Origin of the sequence: Bdellovibrio bacteriovorus HD100 (genome assembly GCF_000196175.1) — a bacterium.
Taxonomy (GTDB): domain Bacteria; phylum Bdellovibrionota; class Bdellovibrionia; order Bdellovibrionales; family Bdellovibrionaceae; genus Bdellovibrio; species Bdellovibrio bacteriovorus.
In genome coordinates this window covers 909,614-932,506 of record NC_005363.1, presented here as the reverse complement: position 1 = coordinate 932,506, position 22,893 = coordinate 909,614, and the positions used below count along the sequence as shown (strand labels likewise).

The following is a 22,893-nucleotide window of genomic DNA, read 5'->3' as shown; positions in this document are numbered from 1 at the left end:
TAAAATTTGTTTAATTTTTGCTAATAAAAACAGCGATTAAAACCATATAAACGAAGGGTAAAGATATGTCCAAAAAGTGGAATATTGATATGGTCAGAAACATTGGTATCTCGGCGCACATCGACTCCGGGAAAACCACAACTTCTGAGCGTATTCTGTTCTATGGAGGAAGAATCCACGCCATCCACGAAGTTCGTGGAAAAGACGGCGTCGGTGCAACAATGGACTCCATGGATCTAGAGAGAGAAAAAGGGATCACCATCCAGTCTGCTGCAACTCAGGTTCAGTGGAAGGATTACACAATCAATTTGATCGACACACCGGGGCACGTGGACTTCACAGTTGAAGTTGAACGTTCTCTTCGCGTTCTAGACGGTGCGATCCTGTTGCTTTGCGGTGTTGCCGGCGTTCAATCTCAGTCCATCACTGTTGACCGTCAGATGAAACGTTACAACGTTCCTCGTTTGGCATTCGTGAACAAATTGGACCGTCAAGGTGCCAACCCATACCGTGTTACTGATGCTTTGATCGAAAAATTGCGTTTGAACGCAGTTATGATCCAGATCCCAATCGGTCTGGAAGATCAGCACAGAGGTCACGTTGACCTGACTGACATGAAAGCTTACATCAACCAAGGTGAATCCGGTGAGAACGTTCTTGTAGAAGAAATCCCAGCGGACCTAGTTGAAACTGCAAAAAAATACCGTCAAATCATGATCGGTAAACTGGCTGACGTTGACTCTGCTATCGAAGAGAAATTCTTGATGGAAGAAGAGCCAACAACTGAAGAGATCCGTGCGGCTATCCGTAAGGGCACTATCGGTTTGAAATTGGTTCCAGTTCTTTGCGGTTCTGCATTCAAAAATAAAGGCGTTCAGCGTCTGATGGACGCGGTTACTTACTATCTTCCGTCCCCTGCTGAGAAAAAAGAGCAAGCTCTTGATATCACCAAGAACGAAGAGAAGTTCGACCTGCATCCAGATCCAACCAAACCATTGGTTGCTCTTGCGTTCAAACTTCAAGAGACTCCATTCGGTCAGTTGACTTACATGCGCGTTTACCAAGGTAAAATGGGCAAAGGCGATTTCATCGTCAATCAAGTGAACAAGAAATCTGTTAAGATTCCTCGCTTGGTTCGTATGCACTCTGATAAAATGGAAGATATCGACGTATCCTACGCTGGTGACATCGTGGCATTGTTCGGTATCGACTGTGCTTCCGGTGACACTTTCTGTGACGAGAACATCCAGGCGTCCATGCAATCCATGCACGTACCTGATTCCGTTATCAGCTTGGCAATTGCGCCTAAAGATAAAACTGCGGCGAACAATTTCTCCAAAGCTCTTCAGAAATTCCGTAAGGAAGACCCTACATTCCGCGTACACCGTGACGAGGAATCCAACGAGACTATCATCTCCGGTATGGGTGAATTGCACTTGGAAATCTACGTTGAGCGTATGAAACGTGAATTCAACTGTGAAGTTATCGTGGGTCAGCCTCAGGTTGCTTACCGTGAGACTATCTCCGTTGAAGCTCCGTACGACTACACTCACAAAAAACAAACTGGTGGTTCCGGTCAATACGCGAAGATCGTTGGTAAAATCCAACCTCTTCCTCCACAAGAAGACGGCGCTGTATTCAAATTTGAAAACAAAGTTGTCGGTGGTCGTATTCCTAAGGAATTCATCCCTGCGGTTGAAGAAGGCTTCAAAGAGCAGACTGTTAAAGGTCCTCTGATTGGCTTCCCGATCGTTGGCGTTGAAGTTGTTCTGGAAGACGGCGCGTACCACGATGTCGACTCCTCATACATGGCGTTCAAAATCGCTGGTATGGCGGCTCTTCGTGAAGTTTACGCTTCCGCGAAACCAACTGTTCTTGAGCCGATCATGAAGCTTGAGACGACAGTTCCAGACGAATACCAAGGTTCCGCTGTTGGTCAAATCAACCAACGCCGTGGTTCCATCGTTGCAACTACTGCATTCGAAGGTAACTGCGTGATCGAAGCTGAAGTACCACTGACAGAAATGTTCGGTTACTCTACAGACCTTCGTTCTGCGACCAAAGGTAAAGGTGAGTTCTCCATGGAATTCGCGAAGTACGCTCCAGTACCTCGTAACATCCAGGAAGAACTTGCGAAGAAATACCAAGCTAAGCGCGCAGCTGAGCAGAAGTAATTTCGCGCGGATGCGCAGGAGGTGCGAAGCACTGGACTGCGTCCCGCTAAGTTTGATCTTCAAACTTCAAAGCCCGGTGGAAACACCGGGCTTTTTTTATTTCCCTGCCTCGACTTATATCCAGAAAAACTAAACATCGCAGTCTGTTGTGCCGAAAAGAGATTCGTAAATTCATCTTTCAGCCCCGAGGACGACAGCCATGGATCGCGACCAGCTTATTGCCGAAATCAAAAAGCAGCTTCAGGAAGAACTGAAAGCTCAGACTGACACCATCAAAAACAAAATTCCCGGCGAACAGCGTGAGCAAATCAAAGACATGAAAGACAGCCTGACCCAAACCATGAAGGAAAACCCATGGGCTTCGGTTGGCATCGCCGCCCTGGCAGGCTTTGTGATCGCGCGCATGCTGTACAAAAGAAAGGATGACTAGATGAACTTCCTTCTGCCCCTCATTTCTTTCTTTATCGGTAACGCCAAAAGCCTGTTCAAAGAACCCGGCATCGCCTTCACCCAGCAACTGGTGTTGCATCTGCGCGCGCTGACATTCGTGCTGGTGTCCACCATCGGATCGCTGGCTTTAAGCTGCGTGGGGGTCTCACTGTTCATCGCAAGCCTGGCCGGCCAGCTGGACAAGGGCGAGGAATTTCAGATCACAGGCGGCATGATTGTGTACCTTGTGATGACTGTGATTTCTGCGGGTGTCTTGATCTACAGCCTGAATAAAAAGACGTGGTTGAAAGCGTTGGGGTTTGTAGAAAAGCCTGTCACCCCCAAACAGTCCGGCGCCCTGGAAAATGCCGTGGCTTTGCTGGTGATGGATTATGTGGAGGAACGCCAAAGCAAGCGCGCGAAAACCTCTGAAGCCAGCTAGGCGGGACTGGCCACTGCAAATAGAAAGAGCTGACTTTTTAGGGTCAGCTCTTTTGCTTTTTAAACAATGTGAAAGTCGAAACTACATCGGCCAGCGATTGCAATATTCGTTGCTGTCAGAAGAGATCACTTTGCCTGTGGATTTCGCCACAACCAAAACAGAAATCGTTGTGCAGGTTTCATCATAGCTGATGTCTTCCTGAGTGCGGGTTGTGTAAACCAGAACATCGCCACGATCTTCCACTGTGGTGTTGGAAGTCACTGGATAGGTTTTGCCTTTGCCCGGAACAGAGAAGATCTCACCGATCATGCCGCCGCCGTCACCACCGCCATAGCCGCCGCCATCGAATCCGCCGCTGCCGTAACCGCCGCCATCAAAAGAACCACCACTGTCACGGTCATTGCCTTCATAGGTTTCTTCACGAGGGTCTTTTTCTTCACCACGACCACCGTCGTCTTCTTTCGGAGCCGGCTCGGATTTGCCTTTTCCTTTTTTAGCAGAAACCACGTCCTGGGAATTGTCAGAGATATTGGCAAAGGTTGGCGCCGCAAAAGAAAGAGAAAGCAGGGCCGCCAGCAAGATTGTTTTCATATGAAGACTCCTTTTGTATTCAAAGCGAAGTCTTTAACACAAGGGCGGCGACAGGACCATTCCCCGTCACCACCCTTGCCATATTTTCACGATTGTTCAGACTCTAGACAGCTCAATTCGCATTACCTTGCAACTGGTGCCACTTCATTCAGAAAGGCCTCCAGAGCCGCCCAGGAACGTTTCTCCGCGACGGGGTTGTAGGCGTGCCCCTTGGATGGATCATTGCCCGCATCTTTCTGAGTGAAGGCATGAACCGCTCCGGAATACGCCACAAACTGATAGTCCACTTTGGCTTCGTTCATTTCTTTCATGAAGCCATCGACTTCCGCTGGTGGCACGTAGGGATCAATAGCTCCATGCAAGACCAGCACCTTGGATTTGATGTTCTTCACATCCTTGGGATTCTTGCTGGCCAGACCACCATGGATGCTGACCGCCCCCACCACAGGCAAACCTGCACGAGCCGCCTCCAGGGCTCCGGTACCGCCAAAGCAATACCCCATGATCACTATCTGCTTGGCATCGACATTTTTATTTTTCTTCAGATAATCAAAGGCCGCTTTTTCACGCGCCCGGTAAAGCTTCACGTCCTCTTTGTATGTGCCGGCAAGTTTGCCGGCCTCTGCCGGGGATCCGGGACGGACCCCTTTGCCATAGATGTCGGCAGCCAGTACCACGTAACCTTTTTCCGCCAAACGCTGGGCGCTGGCTTTTTCATGTTCACCCAACCCCATCCACTGGTGAACAATGATGATCGCCGGACGCGGACCTTTTAAGGAATCATCCTGAGCCAGAAAACCTTCCAAAACCGTCTTGCCTTCTTTGTACTCGACCATTTCAGTTTTTACTTCAGCATGAGCTTGCATGAATGCCCCCCACACCAAAAGGGCTGCTGCTAAATTCTTCATCATCTTTAGTACTCCTTTTAAGCTTTACCAAAGTCTATGAAGGGCCCGGCGAAAGGTCAAAAAACCCTCATCAGGGTCCTGATGACTCACAAATTCCTGATTTATCTCGATTATATCAGGACTTCTTGCAAGTCGCGTTATAGACAGGTCCCTTCCCGAATGTGGTACACTCTAGTCTCTATGGAATATCACAGGCGTCTGCCCGTCACATTTAACTTCTCAGATTTAAGCATCACTCTATGACGATTATTATTGTTCTGTTTATCAGTACCATCGGTATCTCTTTTTTATGTTCCATGCTGGAAGCTGTTCTTCTGACTTCGACCTCCGCTTACATCGGGGTTCTGGTCAAAGAGAATAAAAGAAGCGGAAAGCTTCTTGAACATCTAAAAGAAAACATCGACCGCCCTATTTCTGCCATCCTGACACTGAACACCCTGTCCCACACCTTGGGCTCCGCCGCCATCGCCTACCAAATTCAGATTCAATACGGACAAGAAGCCGTCACCGTGGCCTCTTTTGCCCTGACTTTCATGATCCTGATTCTGTCTGAGATCATTCCCAAGTCTGTCGGTGCCGCGCACTGGAAAGCCCTAGTTCCCTTTGCCGCCTACACCATCCAGTTCATGATCTTGCTTTTGTATCCATTGGTGATCATGTCCGAGTGGCTGGGCCGTTTTTTTGCAAAAACCTCTGAAGATCCGGAAGTGACCCGTGAAGAGATCCTGATGACTGCCGAAATCGGCGTGGAAGAAGGAACTTTGAAAGGCAAAGAATCCAACATCATCAAAAACCTGCTGATGCTGGACAAGATCTATGTGTCTGACATCATGACCCCACGATCCGTGTTCTTTGCATTGGACAAAGAATTAACCGTGGAAGAGGTCTTTAACAAATACCGTCCTCTGCGCTTCTCGCGCATCCCGGTTTACGATGGCAGCCTGGACAACATCATCGGCATGACCTATCGCTATAAAATTCACGAAACCCTTTCCAACGACTTGCACGACAAGAAGGTGGGTGAGATCGTGACTCCGATCTCCAGCATCCCAGAGCGCATGACTGTGTCCCAGGTTCTGGATTTCTTTATCAAAGAAAAAGAACACATGGCCTTGGCGGTGGACGAGTACGGCATCGTGGCTGGTCTGGTCAGTTTGGAAGACGCCGTTGAAACCCTTCTAGGGGTAGAAATCGTCGATGAACTGGACAGCGTGGAAGACATGCGCAAGTTCGCCCTGGAACAGTGGCAGATGCGCAAACAGAAACTGCGCCGGAGCTAGGTTGTGATTTTGTTTTATATCCCCTGCCCTGACAAAACTTCCGCGCAGAGTATCGCAAGAACTCTGCTGGAGGAAAAACTTGTCGGTTGCGCCAACATCATTCCAGGCATGGAATCGATGTACTGGTGGGAGGGAAAATTAGAGACAAGCTCCGAGCATATCCTGATCCTGAAGGCTTTGAACACCCCTGATGCACAGAGCAGAATCACAAAAAGGGTCGAAGAGCTTCACCCCTATGACGTCCCGTGTGTCATGACTCTCCCCGTCCTGGGAATCAATCCCGCTTTCAAGAACTGGCTTGAAGAAAGTCAAAGATAGCCCTAGCTTTGAAAAGCGAAGGAGCTATCGCCATGACCAGACAAGAACTTGCCAAGAACATTTACGACATTGCTCACCTGACTGGGGAGTTTAAACTTCGCTCGGGCCAGATCTCGAACGAATACTTCGACAAGTATCGTTTTGAGGCACAGCCGACTTTGCTGCGTGAAATCGCCAAACAAATGGTTCCCTTGATTCCTGCAGGCACCGAAGTTCTGGCCGGCCTTGAAATGGGCGGCATCCCTATCGCCACCGCCTTGTCCCTGGAAACCGGGATCCCTTGTGTGTTCGTTCGTAAAGAGGCCAAAGAATACGGCACCTGCAAGTTTGCCGAAGGCCTTGAAATCAAAGGCAAGAAGGTCTGTGTGATCGAGGACGTCGTCACCACTGGCGGCCAGGTGGTGCTTTCCACTGCGGATTTGCGCTCTATCGGAGCCGAGATTTCCACAGTTCTGTGTGTGATCCACCGCGGGCCACACTTCCCGGAACCCAAGCTGACCGAGATCGGTCTGGACCTTCGTCCATTGTTCAAGAAATCCGATTTCTAGCCGATAAAGAGAACTGGTTTATCTTATCGAGAGGAAGACAGGATGAAGCAGTTCTCAAAGGCTCTATTAGCCACAGCTATTGTTTTCACCGCCAGCCCGTCCTTCGCGGGCTACGATGAGTTTGATTGCCGCACAAATAACCAGATGAAGAATGCTGGTTTGGAGTGCATCACTTGCGGTATTCAGAAGTACTATGCCGATAAAGGCACGCCTGTTGATGTTTCTGATAAATGGTTGGCAATGATTGCGCTAAATATCCAAAAGGAATACGGATACAACACGGTTCGTTCTGACATTGATAAAGAAAACTTCCAAAAAGAAGTCATCCGCCGCATTCAAACCTATGGTTTCTGCGCAGAGTACCTGGGCAAAGATACCAAAAAAGTGGGTCGCTCAAGAGAATACAAAGACATGAGCCACGCGGACTGGACTTATTTCAATCAACTTCTGAATCGCGATGCAAGACCATCAGAAAAGCAAATGGCCGACGCAGCTGAAAAGCTGGGCTTTAAAACTGGTTGGACTTCCAGCACGCCAGCACTTGAAAACATGAACTACTTGTTTGAAGGTATGTTTGAAAATCGCAGCCTAGACGAGAAACGTGCTCTGTTTAAAGAAAAACTAAGACAGGCACTTGAGTCAGACTATACTGTCTCAGGTGAAAAGAAGGAAAAGTCCAAAGAGTTCATTGCCAAAGGTGACAAAGACCAAGGCCTGACTCGTTGTCTGGCCGACATAAATGCCAAGTTTATGAAGAAGCCAATGGGCGACAAAGAGACCCATGCCTTCTGTGGCGTGATGGCAAACTCCTGCGATATCACTCGAGTGAACTTGGACTCTCAAAAAGACTTTTGTATTTTGAAAGGTATGGCGCTGAAACCAGCATCCTCCCCGATCAGTCAGCCGCCAGTATTCAGCGGCGATGGTGGCGGCGGCTACAGACCACAACCTCCACCTCCTCCAATGCCATCAAGATCAGGCAGCGGACAGAAATAAAAAAGGGGCTTTGAAGCCCCTTTTTCTTTTTCACTGTTCTATCAAAATTACTGCGCACATCTTTCAGCAATCACAGACTGGATCTTCTGAAGTTTCACAGAAGGATTCATTACATCCCACTGCCATTTGAAGTCGCGGCAGTCCTGCCACCATGGGAAGACCATGGGACCGAACTTTTCGTCTTTGTCGTCTTTCTTCATGCGCTTGTAAACGATCTGCTCAATCGGGCCATAGGCCTTCTTCATCAAAAGACCTTTTGAAATCAGGTCAATCGCGACCTCAACACTCGTCACGAAGCCAATCTGGCCTTCCATTGTTGGGAACTTGGAACGATCCAGTCTGGAATAAGCCTCACGGATATAGCTGACCGCCGGGATGTGCGGAAACTCTTTGACCATCTGGTCATAAACAACCGCATCGAACTGACCGTTGTCGCCGAAATAGATCACGACTTCCGGATTGGTTTCAGCAAGCACCTTGCGGATGACTTTTTGTTTCAACTCAGGATCCTGCTTGATACCCGAGTTCATGTGCAGCTTCGTGATCGGGAAGCCGTTTTCCTCCAGGAAATCCGTGTGCTGCTCGTTCATCAAAAGCTTTGGAGCCAAAGACACATAATGGAATTCAATGTCTTCATGCTGCAGATTTAACATCTGGAAGATTTCCGACATACCCACAAAGCGGCTGTCATCGTCAGCAAATGAGGTTGCAGCCCCCTTCTTGGACAACACGTGGGACACCTTCAACGTGTCATCAATATCAGACACCACAAGCACCTTGGCTTCGGCAAAGGCTGACAACATCAATCCGGCAAGTAAAGCGATGTATTTTCTCATGGACGTCTCCTGTTATTTTTTGTTTCCTAAAAAGATTGAATCGTAAATCTGCTCCCAGTCGACCGACAGAATCTTGTCTGCGACCTCGGAACGCTCTTCCATATCCAGCGGCTTGTAACCGCGGTCTTCAACCCAGCCATAGCCCCAGCGAAAGGGTGTCTGAAGCTTCGCGGATCCACCCACACGCACACCACGGAAGTAAGCGTCCGCAGTGTACTTGTTGGCTTTGACGGTGATGCATTGTTTTAATTCTTCGTCGGCCCGCAAACGGTCTTCACGGGCACCACCGGCCCAGTAAGCCACATCATGAGCCACACAGCAGTCCAAATAGGCATTCACCGACCAGGCAAACCCGTCAGGACTCATGCTGCAGCCATCGCTGGTAAAGTCTTTCAGCGTATTTTTAGCAAACCCCTGCCGAGCCACCATAGTGACCAACAAATAGACAGCAAGCGACACCCAGTGTCCCTTACGGGGCTTGAATAAGGCTAATTTTGATTTGAATATCATCAACCCCTAAAGGAGCAAGAGGCAGACCAAAGAAAAAAAATTTAGAAAACCAGAAAATCCCCTCCGCGCCCCACCCAATCAAGGTTGGTCAAAAAGGTTCAGATCCGAGGCGGAGGGTTTTTTGCGAAACGGAGGCGTGCTCCAAGCACGTCGAAGAGAAGCAAAAGGCCCGACAACGAAGGAGATGGGCCTTTTTCACCAACCGGCGCTATTTTTCTCCGACCACATAAGCGATCCAGGACTGACAAGCTTCGCCGTGATCCACACGGGTGAAGTTGCCGTCTCCGGAACCATCCGGAGCCGTACCTTCCCAGTACACGTGGGACTTTTTAAAGCCCACTTCTTCCATGATGTCGCGGATCTCAGAGATGGACCACATGCGCCAGTCATAGGTGAAGACCTGTTCGATCTTTTTCCCACCCACTTTGAAGTGGATGTGGAATAGAGCCTCATTGGTCACAGGGTCAAAGTTCGTTTGATCCCAGTAGTAAGTGAAGCCTTCGTGTTTGATCGCGTCCTCGATGGCTTCGTAGCACTGACTGCCGCCGAAGATATCCACCAGGAACATGCCGTCTTTGTTCAAAGTCTTCAGCACATTGGCGAAATACTTCTTCAAAACGTCGCGTTTTTTAAAACAGAAATAAGAGAAATTCATCGCCGCCACAATGTCAGCTTTGGCCAGATTCGGATCCAGCACGTTGCCTTCCACCAGCTTCATGCGCTTTTGCTGTTCCGGCTTCAGCTTCGTCAGATAGTTGGCTTTGCCGTAGGCCATTGGTTCCGGATCCAGATCCACACCCACCGCCTCATGACGAGGGTGCAGTTTGATCCATTCGGTGGAAAGAGCAAAGGTCCCGCAGAAGTCTTCACGGAATACACGGGGCTGCTTGCCTTTCAGCTCGCGGAACGTGTTCCAGATAAAGACCACATCATTTTCCGCCGACTGAACCGCTTTGCGGTACAGTTCGTATTTATCGAATACCAAAGCCGTGCTTTTTTTATTCACACGACGGCGGACCTTTTTTCTGTGGGACATTTCTTTTTTCATTTACGGCACTTCCGCTACGACTTCACGAATCGCAAGTTCAATGTCATGGATCTGTGGCACAGAGTTCTTTTCAAGGTTCGGGTGCAGACCGATGCCCGGCAGGTTTTTACCGGCCAGAACACGCGGACGCGCCATCAGTTGATAGAAGCACTCTTGAGTCGCACGGTAAGCCAAATGTTCGCCGAAGTTGGTCACTTCCGTGTCCTCGTTCACGAACAATACACGGCCGGTTTTTTCGATGGATGCTTTGATCATCGGCCAGTCGTATGGATAAATCGAGCGCAGATCGATCACCTCAACAGAGATGCCTTCTTCCGCCAGTTTCACCGCCACTTCGTCACACAGGTGCACCATGCGGCTGTAGGTAACAACCGTGATGTGTTCACCCGCGTGAGTGATCTTGCCCTTGCCGATTGGAACCATGTACTTTTCAAGTTCCGGCCAGCGAGGTTTCCAGCCTTCAGAATTCTGAACTGGTTTATCGATCATGGCTTTAAGCTCTTTTTCATCCGCAGGTTCACCTGGGATCAGCTCATCACCTTTATGGCGCATCAGCGCCTTGGATTTCAAATAAAGAACCGGATTTGGATCTTCGATCGCAGAAAGCATCAAACCGTAAGCATCCAACGGATTGGACGGCATCACGATCTTCCAGCCTTGCAGGCGGGAGGCCCATGCATCGAAAGAGTGAGAATGGTAAACGGAACCAAAGATCCCCGCACCCACCGGAGTCATCACCACCATCGGCAGTTGAATCTGACCGTTCGTGCACCACAAAGTGTTACCGGCAATTTTCAAAAGATCGATGGTGTTAAAGATATAATCGGCAAACTGGATTTCAGCCACGCAGCGGTCACCACCCATCGCGATACCCATCGCCATGCTGATGATCCCACGTTCATCCAGAGTGGAGTTCCACGCCGTTTCCAAACCTTGAGTCGCTGTGAAAACGCCCCCCAGTGGTGCGCCCACGTCCTGACCGAAGATGTCTTTAACTCCCATGTTGGCTTCACCATAGTGAAGGGCCATTCTGATGGCCTGAGCAATACTTGCCATTAGAATTTTCTCCAATCTGCATTTTCGCTGTTAACGTAAACATGATCCCAAACAGATTCCGGAGTCGGTACCGGTTCCTGGCGGGCTTGTTCCTGAGCGCTGACGCCTTCGGCTTCATAATCTTCCCAGATCTTCTTCGCCACCTTCGGATCCAGAATGCCAGCGTCGATCAGGTTTTTTTCGAAAGTCAGAACCGGGTCAAACAAGTGTGGTTTTTTATTGGCGCCGTCCGCGGAAGAGTGACCGTACAAACGAGTCACCTTCGCTTCGATGAAGGATGGTTTGCCGGTTTTACGGATGTATTCCATTTCTTCTTTCAGAGCCAGATATGTTTCAATCGGGTCATTGCCGTTGATCACACGGGAACGGATGTTGAACGCAGCAGCGCGATCCGCGATGTTCGTTTCACCGTGCTGACCTTCGTACGGAGTCGAAATACCGTAGCCGTTGTTCTGTACAGTGATCAGCATCGGAAGTTCCTGGCCCTTACGGGAGGCAAGAATCAAGCAGGATGCAAAATCACCTTCAGCAGTCCCAGCGTCACCACCAGTCACGATGGAGATCGCACCTTTACCCGCCCGCTTTTGCACGTGAGCCGTACCGCACGCGATCGGATATTGAACTTCCAAAGGAGACGTCACCGGAGCCACGTTCCATTGCGGGAAGCAATAGTGACTGGAGAAGTTACGACCACCTGTGGATGGATCCGTCGCACGGTTCATCATCAAGCGGATGGAATCAATCATGTCCATGCCCAAAGCCACCATCGTCGGAGTACAGCGATAGTGCAGGTGCAACCAGTCGTTCTCTGGGCCAGAGCCTTTGCGCGCCAGCATACCCAAGGCAACACCCCAGGCTTCCTCACCAGGTCCACCGATCCAGAAGTAAGCCTCGCCGGCTTTATAAATTTTGATCAGACGTTCTTCAAGCACGCGGGATTTAACCATCAGGTTATGCATGCGAAGCAAAATTTCTTCAGACAATCCACCAAAGCTCTGCTTCTTTTTTGCAGGAGCAGTCGCTTTTTTAGAAGCTTTCACAGTGGACTTTGCAGCAGGTTTTGCAGCCTTCTTGGTAGTCTTACCAGCAGCCGCCTTACCCCCTGCTTTCACAGTGGTCTTTTTAGCCATTTTCAGGGCCTCCATATTCGCGTCTATCTAAGCGAAAAGAGAGGCTTTTGTCACGCCCATTTGCCACGGTGAGAAGTCTCTTCAAATCAATTTTAAAGGGGTTTAAGACCTCAGGGGCACACAATATGCCCCCTCTTTAGGCAGTTGGCTATTCCTGCTCGCGGGAATAGTAGCGCAGCCAGTTTTCTGAGCTGCGATAAAAGACCGTCGGGCGGTCGTAGGAATTAATCAAAAGCGCCCCGTACTGCCCCACAAATGAGGGCACCGGCAGGACTGATTGTTCAATGCTTTCAAAGACAAAACTGCCGCCTGCCGCAGCCAGGGTCCCCAGACGCAAGGCCTTACTGACTGAGCTATGGAAGGCCACGTATTTGGCTCCATCACTGCCTACCCCCAACGTCGGCGCAGACTCACCCAACAAAGAGGTCACCCCAGTCACCTCCACGACACCGGCCGTGAACGCACTAGTCCCGGTGGTCAAACATGTTGCAACGGCCGAAGCACAACTTGCATAGCGAACTGAACCCGCCGTTATATCCACATAAACCGCAAAAGGCCTGTTCAAAGCATCCAGTTTGAAATCAATTCCCGCACCCAAAGTGGATCCGGAATTTTCAATCGCCACACAATTCCACACATAGCTGGCGGAACTTAGCGATTCACTGGCGAAAGCCACTCGCACCCCTGTGTCGTACTGATAGGCAATCGCAGGCTGTCCAGAACTCGTAAACTGGAGCTTCGCAAATTTCCCCGCATCCGCAGTGGCATTACCGCAAGAGCCCGCTCCCGCGGCGCCGTCCACGACAAATCTTTTCCAGCCTTTTTGTTTTGTCCATCTGGCAAAACGCAAGGCCGTGTTGGTGACATCATAATACGCGATTCCGATGGCATCACCACTCAGGGCGACACTTGCGTACTGACCGACGTTGGCTACGGAATCATCCACGACCGTGATTGTAAAACTCACACCTCGATCACTGGATCTGGCCAGAATCAGATTCTGCTCAGTCGCCACACCATTGTAGGCGGCAATCATCGGATTGCTGTTACTGTCGAAGGCCAATGACGGCATATTTCCCACCGCCGCCGTGGCCGAAGTGCTTTGTTGATGGCTGGTCACAAATTTTTCAGAGAAATACGGCTCTACAAATGTGCCCCCGCGTGTTCCGAAATAAAGTTTGGAACTGGCGTGAGTGTTGTTGTTGTCATAAAAATAGTATGCATAGCCGACTCTGCCATCCGGTGCCTTGGCGGCACTGATCACCGGGAAAGAGGCCGTGTTCGGAAACACATTGCCACGGTTGTCGACCACAGAAATTACGAAGCTTCCTGCGGCTCCCCCTGTCACCAGGTCATCCGGATCAATCTGCGCGACCTTCAGGTCATTGCCGACAGCGCCACCTGCCGCGGCGGGAAGCTGGGCATAGCTGGTGAAAGCTGTGTCGCTGGCAGCATCATAAGCAAGTGACACCCCTTCTTGCGCGACCGTCGTTGTTTCAATCCCGTGATTCGCCGCAAACCAGGCTGTGCCGTTGAATTTGCTCATGGCTACCGACGTGGTCGCCACTCCGGCAGAAACCAGATAGTCTGTCACACCTTTAATAGCCAAAGAGATTCCGGAAGCCCCTGTGGAAGCCGCCGCAATGGTGGTCGCTGGCCCCCAAGAGTTGGTGGCCCCATCCTGAGCCACATCACAGGCCACGGGGCTGCGAATATGCAGGCCTGTGGTGTTCGGATTGCCCACAGAATAAAATGCCAACACCGCACGATGGGTGGTGGGCTCGACTTTCAAATCCAGATGTGTTCCACCGTTATGATTCGTATTCACCAAACCGGAAATACAAGTAGTGCTGCCCGCACACCCCCGCAAAAGATTCACAACTTCAAAGGCCTGACATTTTCCATCCGCATCCAATCCCGTGCATCTTGCCACTGAAGGGTTGTTCAAAGTCCCCGCCGCCCCCGTTGTCGTGGTGAAACCCAGGATCGGCGCTCCGTTCACCGGGCACAACGCCAGCCCTGAACTGATGCCGGCCTGATTGGCCGCCGTGATAGTCCCCGCCAGCGACACCAGTGGCGCCACGTTCATTGAAGACCACACACCCGTGCTGGAACGGAAAAGATATTTCACCTGGCTGTTTGTGGAGGTCTGAGTGAAGAATGAAAAAGTGATGTGAGGCCGGTCCTCGCTGTCCAGCACCAGGCGAAGTGCCTTCATCGGATCAATGGTGGCCACAGCCACATTTGTGGGTGCCGCACTGACCGGGGCTTGAAAAGCTGTTGTCACCGACCAAACACCACTGGAACTGCGCTCGGCAAATCGAATGTCCTTGGTCCCGCTTCCGGCAAGCAAAGTGGTGTTCTGGCTTGATCCATATACATAGGCGATGACGGGGTTGCCGTCGGACTTAAATGCCACCCGCAGAATTTTTCCCTGATTCAACTGCCCGGCGGTAGCCGAGTTCGGCGCACCAACGCAAACTGAATTCAAATTTCCGCAGAGGGCTGTTCCATAGTTGAGATCGACGACTTCCACATTCCAGGTGCCAAACTCATCCATCCAGGCGTACTTCAGTGCGCCTATCGTCGGGGTTGCACCACTGCCCCCCGCCGTCGCGGACTTATCATAGTATGCCACACCCGGTTGCCCCGTTAACGGGTTCAAAGCCAGATCGTGGGGCCCGCCGGTTTGATTGTTGAAGCTGAGGTTTTCACCTGTTGATACCAACGCACGCACATCCACCCAAGACGGCGCGGAACTTCCTGGCGCAGGATCAGTCTCCGGAGTGCTTTGCGGAGTGTTTCCTGTGACTTTAGACTCTTCAGAAAAATTGCAGGCACTCAGAAAAAGACAGGCCATCAAAACATATTTCAACACAACGTCCCCCTAATAAACCCACGTAAGACTGACTGGAATCATCAAACCTTCTTCGGAATCTGTGGCATCGGTCACACCGCGGGACCCATTGCCATTGAACTGAATCTCGTTGCGCACAAGACCCAAACCTGCGCGAAAGGCCAGTCCTTCACGCAGCGGATACTGCGCCAGTGCCTGCAGGCTTGAAAAATAGCCAAACCGCAACTGACCTGATTCGGCCGTGGACTCGGTAAAGTACACGGGCAAAGTCAGATCAGCGTGGACTTCAAAGCTCCACGGAAAACGAAGCTGCCAGGTTTTAGAAACTCCCGCCTGCACACCCAGCATCTGATAACCTGACACATAAGTGTTGGTCGCCGACTCAATGCCACTGCGTGAACGATAGTTAAGCTGCATTTGCAACTGCCAGTCGGCTGCCAACAGGGTCTGCAGTCCTCCGGCAATATCAAATGCCTGAGACCGGTCTCCATTCTGCTGAAGCCCAGAAGGAATTTTATAGGTTTGCCAAGACGTGCGGGCCCTGCCCACAAAGGAATAGGCGGAACCTTCATTGTCAGTTTCGGCGGCAACACCTGCAACGTAACCCGCCTCGGGACTTAGCAGGGAATTAAATCCCTGCCCTTCCACCCGGTTATTAATCATCTGATATCCAGCCACGGCCTGCATCTGCCAGTGTCGCGGGCTCAAAGACGATTCCATTGCCTGCTTCCCCGCGGCCTCTCCGGCAGAGGCAGCTCCCCGCACCACTCCTGCATTGACCGGCATCTCCGGGCGCAGCCCAAGCACCATGACGGTCTCCGCCGTTGGAGTACGCTGCGGCTGAGTGCTTCGCAACAGCTCATCGATTTCCGTAGTTGGTTGATAGATCTCAGCATACTGCTGAAGTATCATACGCGCCGATTCGTCCTGTCCCAGACTTAGTAAAAAACGCGCATGGGCTGTCACAATCCATGGATTGCCCGGTTCTTCGCTGTACCATTGACTCAAACGCAGGGCTGCGGCCTGGTTCTGTCCGGCCTCCAGCAAACTTTGCAGATAATCGTAACGAACCGGATCCGAGGCGTAGCCCACTCCGATCAGGTCGCTCAGTATACCCTGAGCACGGCCGTACTTTTTGTTCTGAAGGTAAGCACGCGCCAGTCGATGTTTCGCCTCCGGGACCGGCTTGACGGAAAGAGCTTTTTTATAGCGGGAAACCGCATCCCCCGAGGTAAAGTGAACATAGGCCAGATCGCCCAAAGTTAAATGTGCTCGGTAGCGGTCTTCCGCCCCCAGCTGGGGCACAGTCAATAGTTTCAAGGCTAGGTGTTTGGCAGCACCAAACTTTCCATCAAGCATATCCAGCCGCATCTGCAGGGCATTTCCACCATCGACGTTCAGATGGGGATCCAACTTCTTGTAAGAGGCAAACTCCGCATGAGCTTCAGCGCTTTGATGAAGCTCCAGATGTTTTTCAATCAGGTGGCGACGGACATTGTTGTCATAAGGGTTCTGGTTCAGAAAAATTCGCAATTGCTCGACAGAGCCAGACGATGGGGCGGATGCTGCAGAGACCTGCACAACAACGCACAAAAGCAGAAGACCTAAAACGTACGACATAAACCCTCCACTGTTTCAGTGTGTCGTACGTCAATTTTTTTTAACAATTACAAGTCATCCACTCTGGACCCCTTAATACATTTCTGGACCGAACTTCTGTTCGCGAAGACAAATAAAAAAAGCCCGGAGACTGTGGCTCCGGGCTTCAACAACAACAAACGTTTCCTCAAATCACACTACTTGGCGTTGGCCTGTTTCTGCTGAGGCACCAAGGATTTCCCGTCCTCAAGCTGAATCAGATCCAGAAGAACATTTTCCGCTTCCATGATGTCAGGACGCTTCAAATACTCTTCGTTTTTCTTGGCCTTGCTAGCGGTCTTTTTAGCTTTGTCTTTCTTTTCTTTTTCGTTCTTGTCTTTAAGAACTTCGCTCACGCGGATCACTTTACCGCGGGCTTTGGCTTTGTTCAGCTCTTCAACGATTTTTTTGAATTCATCATTCTTAGCAACACGCTCACCGGATCTTTCACGCAGGGACTTCAGCCACTCTGGTTTGATCTCTTTCCAAGCGCCCGGGCCTTCTTTCACGTAAGCATCCGGAGACAGGAAGGACTCAATCGTTTTTGGCGGCAAAGAGTAATCCATGTATTTTTCGCCGATGTCATCCGCACTGAACGGGCCTGGCAAAACGATATCCGCATCCACACCACGGTGCTGAGTGGATTTACCACCCGGCACGAAGAACATACCCACAGTCACTTTGATCGCGCCCAGGTTGTTCGGAATTGGAAGTACGGACTGAACAGAACCTTTACCGTAAGTGTGATCACCACCCACGACAACGGCACGTTTATAATCCTGCAAAGTACCAGACACAATCTCGGAAGCGGAAGCAGAGATACGGCTGGTCAATACCACCAGCGGACCTGACCAGTCCACCATTGGATCTGTGTCGCGAAGTGCGGATTCCGCACGGCCTTCATTTTTGGAGGACTGCTTCACCACGTTCCCGGTCTGGAAGAACAGACCCGCGATTTTCACCGCATCTTCAAGAGAACCGCCACCGTTGTTGGAAAGATCCAGTACCAGGCCGTCGACTTTCTTTTCGTTGGCTTCCTTGATCAGCTTTTTCATGTCAGCCGCAGAAGATCTGCCGCCACGACGGGAATCCGCATAGAAGGATGGGAAGTTGATAACACCGATTTTCTTTTTCTGACCGTTGATTTCACGATCCTGATAGATGATGGACGCTGCTTCGTCCTCCAGGTTCACCTTTTCACGGGTCAAAGTGACATCAAAACGTTTTTTGCCTTCACCGGATTTTCTCAAAATAGTCAGGCGCACTTTCGTGCCCTTGTTACCACGGATTTTTTTGACAACGTCTTTCAAATCCATGTCGATCACATTTTCCATCGCGCCTTTTTCCTGACCGACAGCCACGATTTTATCCTGTGGCTCAATCAGGCCGGATTTCGCTGCCGCCCCGCCCGGAACCAGTTGTTCCACAACTGTGAAACCATCCTGGGAAGAAAGTGTCGCGCCGATACCTTCCAAGGACAAACGCATCTGAATTTCGAAGTCCTCTAGCACATCGCGAGAGAAGAAGCTGGAGTGTGGATCCAACGCGCGAGCAAAGGAATCCAGGTAACCAGAGAACAGATCATCCTGGGTGGTGTCAGCGGTTCTTTTCACTGCACGCTCATAGTTTTTGATCACGTTCTTTTTGGCTTCATCCATTTTCATGTCTGTCGCCATGTAGTTCCCGATCTGGAACTGGATATACTTTTTCAGATATTCATTGGCGTCAGCAGAATCCTTCGGCCAGGTTTTCTTTTCCGGATCAAAAGTGAATTCTGTGGAAGACTCAAACTTGAAGTCTTTGCCCAGATATTTTTTAGCAAATTCAGAACGGTCTTTCACGCGCTCCAGAACGATTTTCTGAGCTGCATCCAGGAACGAGCAGTCACGGTTTTTGGTTTTATCAAAAACGTTGCCCGCAGATTTGCGAATCGCATCGACATCACCTTGAGTCAGATAGATTTTGGAAGGATCCAGGCGTTTCAGATACTGTTCGATCACACGGTTTTGCAGATCGGTGTCGCGGTTGGAATACTTCACGTGGTTGGCAAGGAAGCCCTGTTCAATCACTGTCAGGTAACGGCACTCCAGGCCTTCTTTCAGTTGGGCCGATGCCAAAGATGAAACTGCCAATGATCCGGCAATGATGAAACCTCTAACGCCTTTTGAGAATGAACTCATGCTGATCCTTCCATGGCTCCCCGAACGGGAGCAGTCCTAATTGCATTAGATTATCAAATAATTAGCTGAGAGCATTCAATTTATGAAGCACGTCATAAATTAGGACGTAGAAAGGATTCTTAAGACTTTCGTCGATCTTCTTCGAAGAAGGATAGCTGGGAAAGGTTTTCCACTTTGTCGCCACGAAGGCCGTTCAATTTGACCTCATGCTTGATGAAACTGCCATGCTGAGTCTCGATCATAAAGAACGACATCTCGGGGAATCTCGCCTTTAGTCGAGTCATTTCCTCAACAATCAGCTGGATATTCTTTGGATCATCATCCGACATCCCGAAGCGGTGATGCGGATTGTAACCATAAAGATCAATGGCCTGCTCCACGCTGGCGCGGATGGCTCTTTGTTTTAATTCTGCAGTGCCTTCTTTGAAGTCCGAATCACCCAGAAGCTGACGTGTCTCTTTATGACTCACCGGATACACACTAAGATAGTTGGGCTCCAATGGCAGAACTTTTTTCTGAACAAAGACCCGAATACCGTCTTTCATTGTTTCCGGATGGTGACCACGGGCCGTGATCACAGACAGCGGGCGCTGATTAAAGGCCGCGTGATAGAAACACTCCCAGGAAGGCCCCTTCCATTGGAAGTCGGGATAACCCAAAGCCGCGGCCACGTCTTGCACGAAAATTTGCTTTTTGCCTTCCAGTTTTTCCAGTTCATCCACATGGTGGTCACGGAAATTACGGAAGGTGCCGGTCACATCGCAATAGTCGATATTATAGTCCGCAAAGGGACCACTGCTGCCAATAGTTTGATGGTGCTGGGCAAAGTCCCCGCTGGAGATCTGCACTTCAGATTTGTCGTTTTTATGGAAAAGAATCAGCGGCGTCGTCAAAAAGGCGATGTTGTCGTCGAAATCGAAGAAATAGAAACTGCGACCGCCAAGGTGGAAGTTTCTATCCTTCTCCTTGGAACGGTTGATTCCTAACTCCAATTGTCCCTTCAGGGGACTGTCGCTCATAACACACCTTTCGATGCCCAGTGATGGGATCTGTAACTATGCGGAACGAATTTATCAGAGATTCCCCCCTCGGAAAAGGGGGGTGAACAAATTACTTCTTGGACTTGCGAGTGACTACTTTTTTGACACCCAAAGCTTCGGCTTTTTCTTTGGCGTTAGCAGCTTTCTTCAAAGCGGGCTTTTTTGCAGCAGGCTTTTCGCCATCAGCTTTAGCGGCTTTGGCTTTCGGAGCAGCTTTCGCCTTTCCTTTAGCTTTACCTTTGCCTTTTGCCGGGCCCTTTTCATTGATCAAAGCAACAGCTTGCTCCAGGGTCACCGTGTCTGGCGTCGCACCCTCTGGCAAAGACGCATTGACCTTGCCGCACTTGATGTACGGACCGTAAGGACCATTGAAGACCTGAATCGCATCGCCTGAATCCGGATGCGCGCCCAGCTCTTTCAATGGAGCTGCACGACCACGTCCCTTTTTAGGCTGAGCCAGCATCTCCATGGCTTTTTCAAAGGTGATATTAAAGATGCTTTCACCTTTTGGAATCGAACGATAGTCGCCGTCGTGAACCACGAACGGACCAAAACGACCCAAGCCCGCTTTGATGTCTTTGCCCGTGCCCGGGTGAGTCCCCAAGGTCTTTGGCAATTGCAACAGGCTGAGCGCCATTGCCAGATCCACCTGTTCTGGCTGAGTGCCCGGCGGCAACGACGCACGTTTCGGCTTGTCGTCTTCCGGAGTCACGTCCCCCAACTGAACATAAGGACCATAGCGGCCATTCAGAACATACACCGGCAGATCTGTTTCCGGGTCGTTCCCCAAAGAATCCGCCCCGTTGATTTTTTGGTCGATCAGTTTTTCTGCGATCTCGGGCGTGATATCCGCCGGAGATTCATTGTCCGGCAAGGACGCGCTGACGTCTTCACCGTCACGCTGAGTGGTCACATAAGCACCGTAACGGCCGACGTGGAATTTATATTTATCCATGCCTTCCAAAGTCATTGTACGGGCCTCGTTTGGATCAATCTTGTCACCTTGATTGTCGACCATGGCACGCAAGCCCTTAGGGCCTTTGTACACGGACGCAAGGTAACTTTCCCAATCCAGTTCCCCGTCGGCGATATTATCCAGGCTCTGTTCCATTTCGGAAGTGAAGCCCAAATCCACATACTGGGACAAATACTGACTTAATAATTTAGAAACGATCATCGCCGTGAACGTCGGCACCAATGCCGTTCCGTTCTTACGAACATAACCACGGTCAATGATAGTTCCGATAACAGAAGCGTACGTGGACGGACGGCCGATGCCCTCTTTTTCCATCGTTTGAACAAGGCTTGCCTCTGTATAACGAGCCGGTGGTTTGGTTTCGTGGGATGTGGGATCCAGTTTCGCGCACTTCACACCGTCTTTGACTTTCAAAGCCGGCAGACGCACTTCACGTTCAGCCAGATCTGCTTCTGGATCATCACTGCCTTCCACGTACGCTCGCAAGAAGCCCGGGAATTCAATGGTCATACCGGAAGCCCCAAACAACGCATCACCCACGGTGATTTTGGCGCTGACTTGTTTCTGACGGGCATCCACCATCTGGGACGCAATCGTACGTTTCCAGATCAGGTCATACAGACGGAACTGAGTCCCGGTCAGACCTGTTTCATCCGGATCCATAAACTGGTTCCCGGCAGGACGGATCGCTTCGTGGGCCTCTTGGGCGCCTTTGACTTTTTTCGCGGCGTAATTGCGCGGCTGCGGAGTCAGATACTCTTTTCCGTACTTGCTTTCGATGCAATCACGGGAAGCCGTGATAGCTTCGTTGGAAAGGAATGTGGAATCCGTACGCATATAGGTGATGAAACCCTGTTCGTACAGTTTCTGCGCCACTTGCATGGTTTCACGCGAGCTTAGACCCAATTTTCTATTGGATTCCTGCTGCAAAGTGGACGTGATGAACGGAGGCGCTGGTTTACGGAAGGTCGGTTTTTCTTCGACATCCGTCACCTGCCAGTTGCCGGATTTCAGATCCATGGACAACTTGCCCGCAGTCTTTTCATCCAGAACCAGAACGTCTTTACCTGCCGTCAGTTGACCGGTCAGACCGTCGAAGTCCTTACCGGTGGCCACACGTTGATTTTTGTATTGCTGCAGACGGGATTCAAAGCTGACACCGTCTTTGCTCAGTTCCGCAAGCACACCCCAGTAAGAGGACTTTTTAAAGCGCACGCGCTCAAGTTCTCTTTCCACGATCAGGCGCACCGCCACGGACTGAACGCGGCCCGCAGAAAGGCCGTAAGCTACCTTCTTCCAGAGTAGCGGAGAAATCGTGTAACCCACCAAACGATCCAGAACACGGCGGGCCTCTTGGGCGCGCACCAGGTTGAAGTCGATCTCACGGGTGTCTTTCAGGGCTTTTTGAATCGCGTCTTTGGTGATCTCATGGAACACCATGCGCTTGGTTGGAACTTTTGGTTTTAGCACTTCCAACAAATGCCAGCTGATGGATTCCCCTTCGCGGTCTTCATCCGTCGCGAGGTACAGCTCTGAGGCTTCTTCAAGTTTGTCTTTCAGGTTTTTGACGACCTTGGTTTTGTCCTTGGGAACACAGTAAAGGGGCTCGAAGTTTTTATCGACGTTCACGCCGAGTTGCGCCCACTTTTCTTTTTTCACCTTTTCCGGGATGTCTTTTGCGGACTGAGGAAGGTCACGGATGTGGCCCATGCAGGACTCCACCACATAATCTCTTCCCAGGAACTTGCGAATGGTCTTTGCCTTCGTGGGAGACTCCACGATGACAAGCTTGATACCATCTGTTGCGTCACTTTTTTTGGCCATGCTAAGTCCTTCGTCTAGGTGTCACCTTCCAGAAAAGATCTGTAGCGACCCCTATATAATAGACAAAACATGAAGGCGAATGCCCGCCCGTGCAAGTCTAAATTTTGACGAG

Annotated in this window: 19 protein-coding genes; 7 read left to right on the top strand and 12 right to left on the bottom strand. The window is 50.5% G+C overall.

Annotation, left to right across the window (positions count from 1 at the left end; all coding sequences use genetic code 11):
• The first annotated feature begins 65 nt into the window (after window positions 1-65).
• From fusA to BD_RS04530, 3 genes are all read left to right on the top strand, one after another.
• Entirely contained in the window at window positions 66-2,174 is a 2,109-nt protein-coding gene (gene fusA / locus BD_RS04540) for an elongation factor G (protein WP_011163523.1), read from the top strand.
• A 199-nt stretch (window positions 2,175-2,373) separates the two neighbouring features.
• Window positions 2,374-2,604 (top strand): hypothetical protein, encoded by a 231-nt coding sequence (locus BD_RS04535; RefSeq protein WP_011163522.1) that lies wholly within the window; start codon window positions 2,374-2,376, stop codon window positions 2,602-2,604.
• On the top strand, window positions 2,605-3,045 hold the full coding sequence (locus BD_RS04530; RefSeq protein WP_011163521.1) for a hypothetical protein: 441 nt from the start codon (window positions 2,605-2,607) through the stop codon (window positions 3,043-3,045).
• Window positions 3,046-3,126: 81 nt separating this feature from the next.
• Here the strand turns inward: BD_RS04530 and BD_RS04525 are convergent, their stop codons facing one another.
• Together BD_RS04525 and BD_RS04520 are read right to left on the bottom strand one after the other, a co-directional pair.
• Window positions 3,127-3,636, bottom strand: a complete 510-nt coding sequence (locus BD_RS04525) for a hypothetical protein (RefSeq protein WP_011163520.1) — start codon at window positions 3,634-3,636, stop codon at window positions 3,127-3,129.
• 122 nt (window positions 3,637-3,758) lie between these two features.
• The gene (locus tag BD_RS04520) at window positions 3,759-4,547 is read right to left on the bottom strand and encodes a dienelactone hydrolase family protein (protein WP_011163519.1); all 789 of its coding nucleotides are present in this window, start codon (window positions 4,545-4,547) and stop codon (window positions 3,759-3,761) included.
• A gap of 236 nt (window positions 4,548-4,783) precedes the next feature.
• Here BD_RS04520 and BD_RS04515 point away from each other — a divergent pair, with 236 nt between their 5' ends.
• Genes BD_RS04515 through BD_RS04500 form a run of 4 tightly spaced genes read left to right on the top strand, consistent with a single transcriptional unit; the run spans window position 4,784 to window position 7,686 of the window.
• Window positions 4,784-5,824 carry a CNNM domain-containing protein gene (locus BD_RS04515; RefSeq protein ID WP_011163518.1) on the top strand — a complete coding sequence of 347 codons (1,041 nt, stop codon included), beginning with the start codon at window positions 4,784-4,786 and terminating at the stop codon, window positions 5,822-5,824.
• Window positions 5,825-5,827: 3 nt separating this feature from the next.
• Window positions 5,828-6,142 carry a divalent-cation tolerance protein CutA gene (gene cutA / locus BD_RS04510; RefSeq protein WP_011163517.1) on the top strand — a complete coding sequence of 105 codons (315 nt, stop codon included), beginning with the start codon at window positions 5,828-5,830 and terminating at the stop codon, window positions 6,140-6,142.
• Window positions 6,143-6,174: 32 nt separating this feature from the next.
• On the top strand, window positions 6,175-6,690 hold the full coding sequence (gene pyrE / locus BD_RS04505; protein WP_173362279.1) for an orotate phosphoribosyltransferase: 516 nt from the start codon (window positions 6,175-6,177) through the stop codon (window positions 6,688-6,690).
• Window positions 6,691-6,732: 42 nt separating this feature from the next.
• Entirely contained in the window at window positions 6,733-7,686 is a 954-nt protein-coding gene (locus BD_RS04500) for a hypothetical protein (RefSeq protein WP_011163515.1), read from the top strand.
• A gap of 47 nt (window positions 7,687-7,733) precedes the next feature.
• Here the strand turns inward: BD_RS04500 and BD_RS04495 are convergent, their stop codons facing one another.
• The 10 genes from BD_RS04495 to topA form a co-directional block, all read right to left on the bottom strand.
• Window positions 7,734-8,522 carry a phosphatase domain-containing protein gene (locus BD_RS04495; RefSeq protein ID WP_011163514.1) on the bottom strand — a complete coding sequence of 263 codons (789 nt, stop codon included), beginning with the start codon at window positions 8,520-8,522 and terminating at the stop codon, window positions 7,734-7,736.
• A gap of 12 nt (window positions 8,523-8,534) precedes the next feature.
• Window positions 8,535-8,981: a phospholipase gene (locus BD_RS04490; RefSeq protein ID WP_231839281.1), complete on the bottom strand. Its 447-nt coding sequence runs from the start codon at window positions 8,979-8,981 to the stop codon at window positions 8,535-8,537.
• 259 nt (window positions 8,982-9,240) lie between these two features.
• On the bottom strand, window positions 9,241-10,080 hold the full coding sequence (locus BD_RS04485) for a class I SAM-dependent methyltransferase (RefSeq protein WP_011163512.1): 840 nt from the start codon (window positions 10,078-10,080) through the stop codon (window positions 9,241-9,243).
• Window positions 10,081-11,136: an alpha-ketoacid dehydrogenase subunit beta gene (locus BD_RS04480; protein ID WP_011163511.1), complete on the bottom strand. Its 1,056-nt coding sequence runs from the start codon at window positions 11,134-11,136 to the stop codon at window positions 10,081-10,083. It lies immediately after the preceding gene.
• Entirely contained in the window at window positions 11,136-12,266 is a 1,131-nt protein-coding gene (locus tag BD_RS04475; protein WP_011163510.1) for a thiamine pyrophosphate-dependent dehydrogenase E1 component subunit alpha, read from the bottom strand. Before BD_RS04475 ends, BD_RS04480 begins: the two co-directional genes overlap by 1 nt.
• A 148-nt stretch (window positions 12,267-12,414) precedes the next feature.
• Complete coding sequence (locus tag BD_RS04470) at window positions 12,415-15,144, bottom strand: hypothetical protein (RefSeq protein ID WP_011163509.1); 2,730 nt, start codon at window positions 15,142-15,144, stop codon at window positions 12,415-12,417.
• A gap of 9 nt (window positions 15,145-15,153) precedes the next feature.
• Entirely contained in the window at window positions 15,154-16,743 is a 1,590-nt protein-coding gene (locus tag BD_RS04465; RefSeq protein ID WP_011163508.1) for a tetratricopeptide repeat protein, read from the bottom strand.
• Window positions 16,744-16,919: 176 nt separating this feature from the next.
• Window positions 16,920-18,941 carry a S41 family peptidase gene (locus BD_RS04460; RefSeq protein WP_011163506.1) on the bottom strand — a complete coding sequence of 674 codons (2,022 nt, stop codon included), beginning with the start codon at window positions 18,939-18,941 and terminating at the stop codon, window positions 16,920-16,922.
• Window positions 18,942-19,060: 119 nt separating this feature from the next.
• Complete coding sequence (locus BD_RS04455; protein WP_011163505.1) at window positions 19,061-19,960, bottom strand: hypothetical protein; 900 nt, start codon at window positions 19,958-19,960, stop codon at window positions 19,061-19,063.
• Between the two features lie 91 nt (window positions 19,961-20,051).
• Entirely contained in the window at window positions 20,052-22,781 is a 2,730-nt protein-coding gene (topA, locus tag BD_RS04450) for a type I DNA topoisomerase (protein ID WP_011163504.1), read from the bottom strand.
• Window positions 22,782-22,893: the final 112 nt, after the last annotated feature.

Bases quoted from the DNA above. Each gene is read 5' to 3' on its own strand.
- topA (WP_011163504.1), bottom strand. From the start codon at position 22,781: ATGGCCAAAAAAAGTGACGCAACAGATGGTATCAAGCTTGTCATCGTG.
- BD_RS04500 (WP_011163515.1), top strand. From the start codon at position 6,733: ATGAAGCAGTTCTCAAAGGCTCTATTAGCCACAGCTATTGTTTTCACC.
- BD_RS04465 (WP_011163508.1), bottom strand. From the start codon at position 16,743: ATGTCGTACGTTTTAGGTCTTCTGCTTTTGTGCGTTGTTGTGCAGGTC.
- BD_RS04515 (WP_011163518.1), top strand. From the start codon at position 4,784: ATGACGATTATTATTGTTCTGTTTATCAGTACCATCGGTATCTCTTTT.
- BD_RS04495 (WP_011163514.1), bottom strand. From the start codon at position 8,522: ATGAGAAAATACATCGCTTTACTTGCCGGATTGATGTTGTCAGCCTTT.
- BD_RS04520 (WP_011163519.1), bottom strand. From the start codon at position 4,547: ATGATGAAGAATTTAGCAGCAGCCCTTTTGGTGTGGGGGGCATTCATG.
- pyrE (WP_173362279.1), top strand. From the start codon at position 6,175: ATGACCAGACAAGAACTTGCCAAGAACATTTACGACATTGCTCACCTG.
- BD_RS04480 (WP_011163511.1), bottom strand. From the start codon at position 11,136: ATGGCAAGTATTGCTCAGGCCATCAGAATGGCCCTTCACTATGGTGAA.
- BD_RS04475 (WP_011163510.1), bottom strand. From the start codon at position 12,266: ATGGCTAAAAAGACCACTGTGAAAGCAGGGGGTAAGGCGGCTGCTGGT.
- BD_RS04455 (WP_011163505.1), bottom strand. From the start codon at position 19,960: ATGAGCGACAGTCCCCTGAAGGGACAATTGGAGTTAGGAATCAACCGT.
- BD_RS04485 (WP_011163512.1), bottom strand. From the start codon at position 10,080: ATGAAAAAAGAAATGTCCCACAGAAAAAAGGTCCGCCGTCGTGTGAAT.
- BD_RS04535 (WP_011163522.1), top strand. From the start codon at position 2,374: ATGGATCGCGACCAGCTTATTGCCGAAATCAAAAAGCAGCTTCAGGAA.
- BD_RS04530 (WP_011163521.1), top strand. From the start codon at position 2,605: ATGAACTTCCTTCTGCCCCTCATTTCTTTCTTTATCGGTAACGCCAAA.
- BD_RS04525 (WP_011163520.1), bottom strand. From the start codon at position 3,636: ATGAAAACAATCTTGCTGGCGGCCCTGCTTTCTCTTTCTTTTGCGGCG.
- fusA (WP_011163523.1), top strand. From the start codon at position 66: ATGTCCAAAAAGTGGAATATTGATATGGTCAGAAACATTGGTATCTCG.
- BD_RS04460 (WP_011163506.1), bottom strand. From the start codon at position 18,941: ATGAGTTCATTCTCAAAAGGCGTTAGAGGTTTCATCATTGCCGGATCA.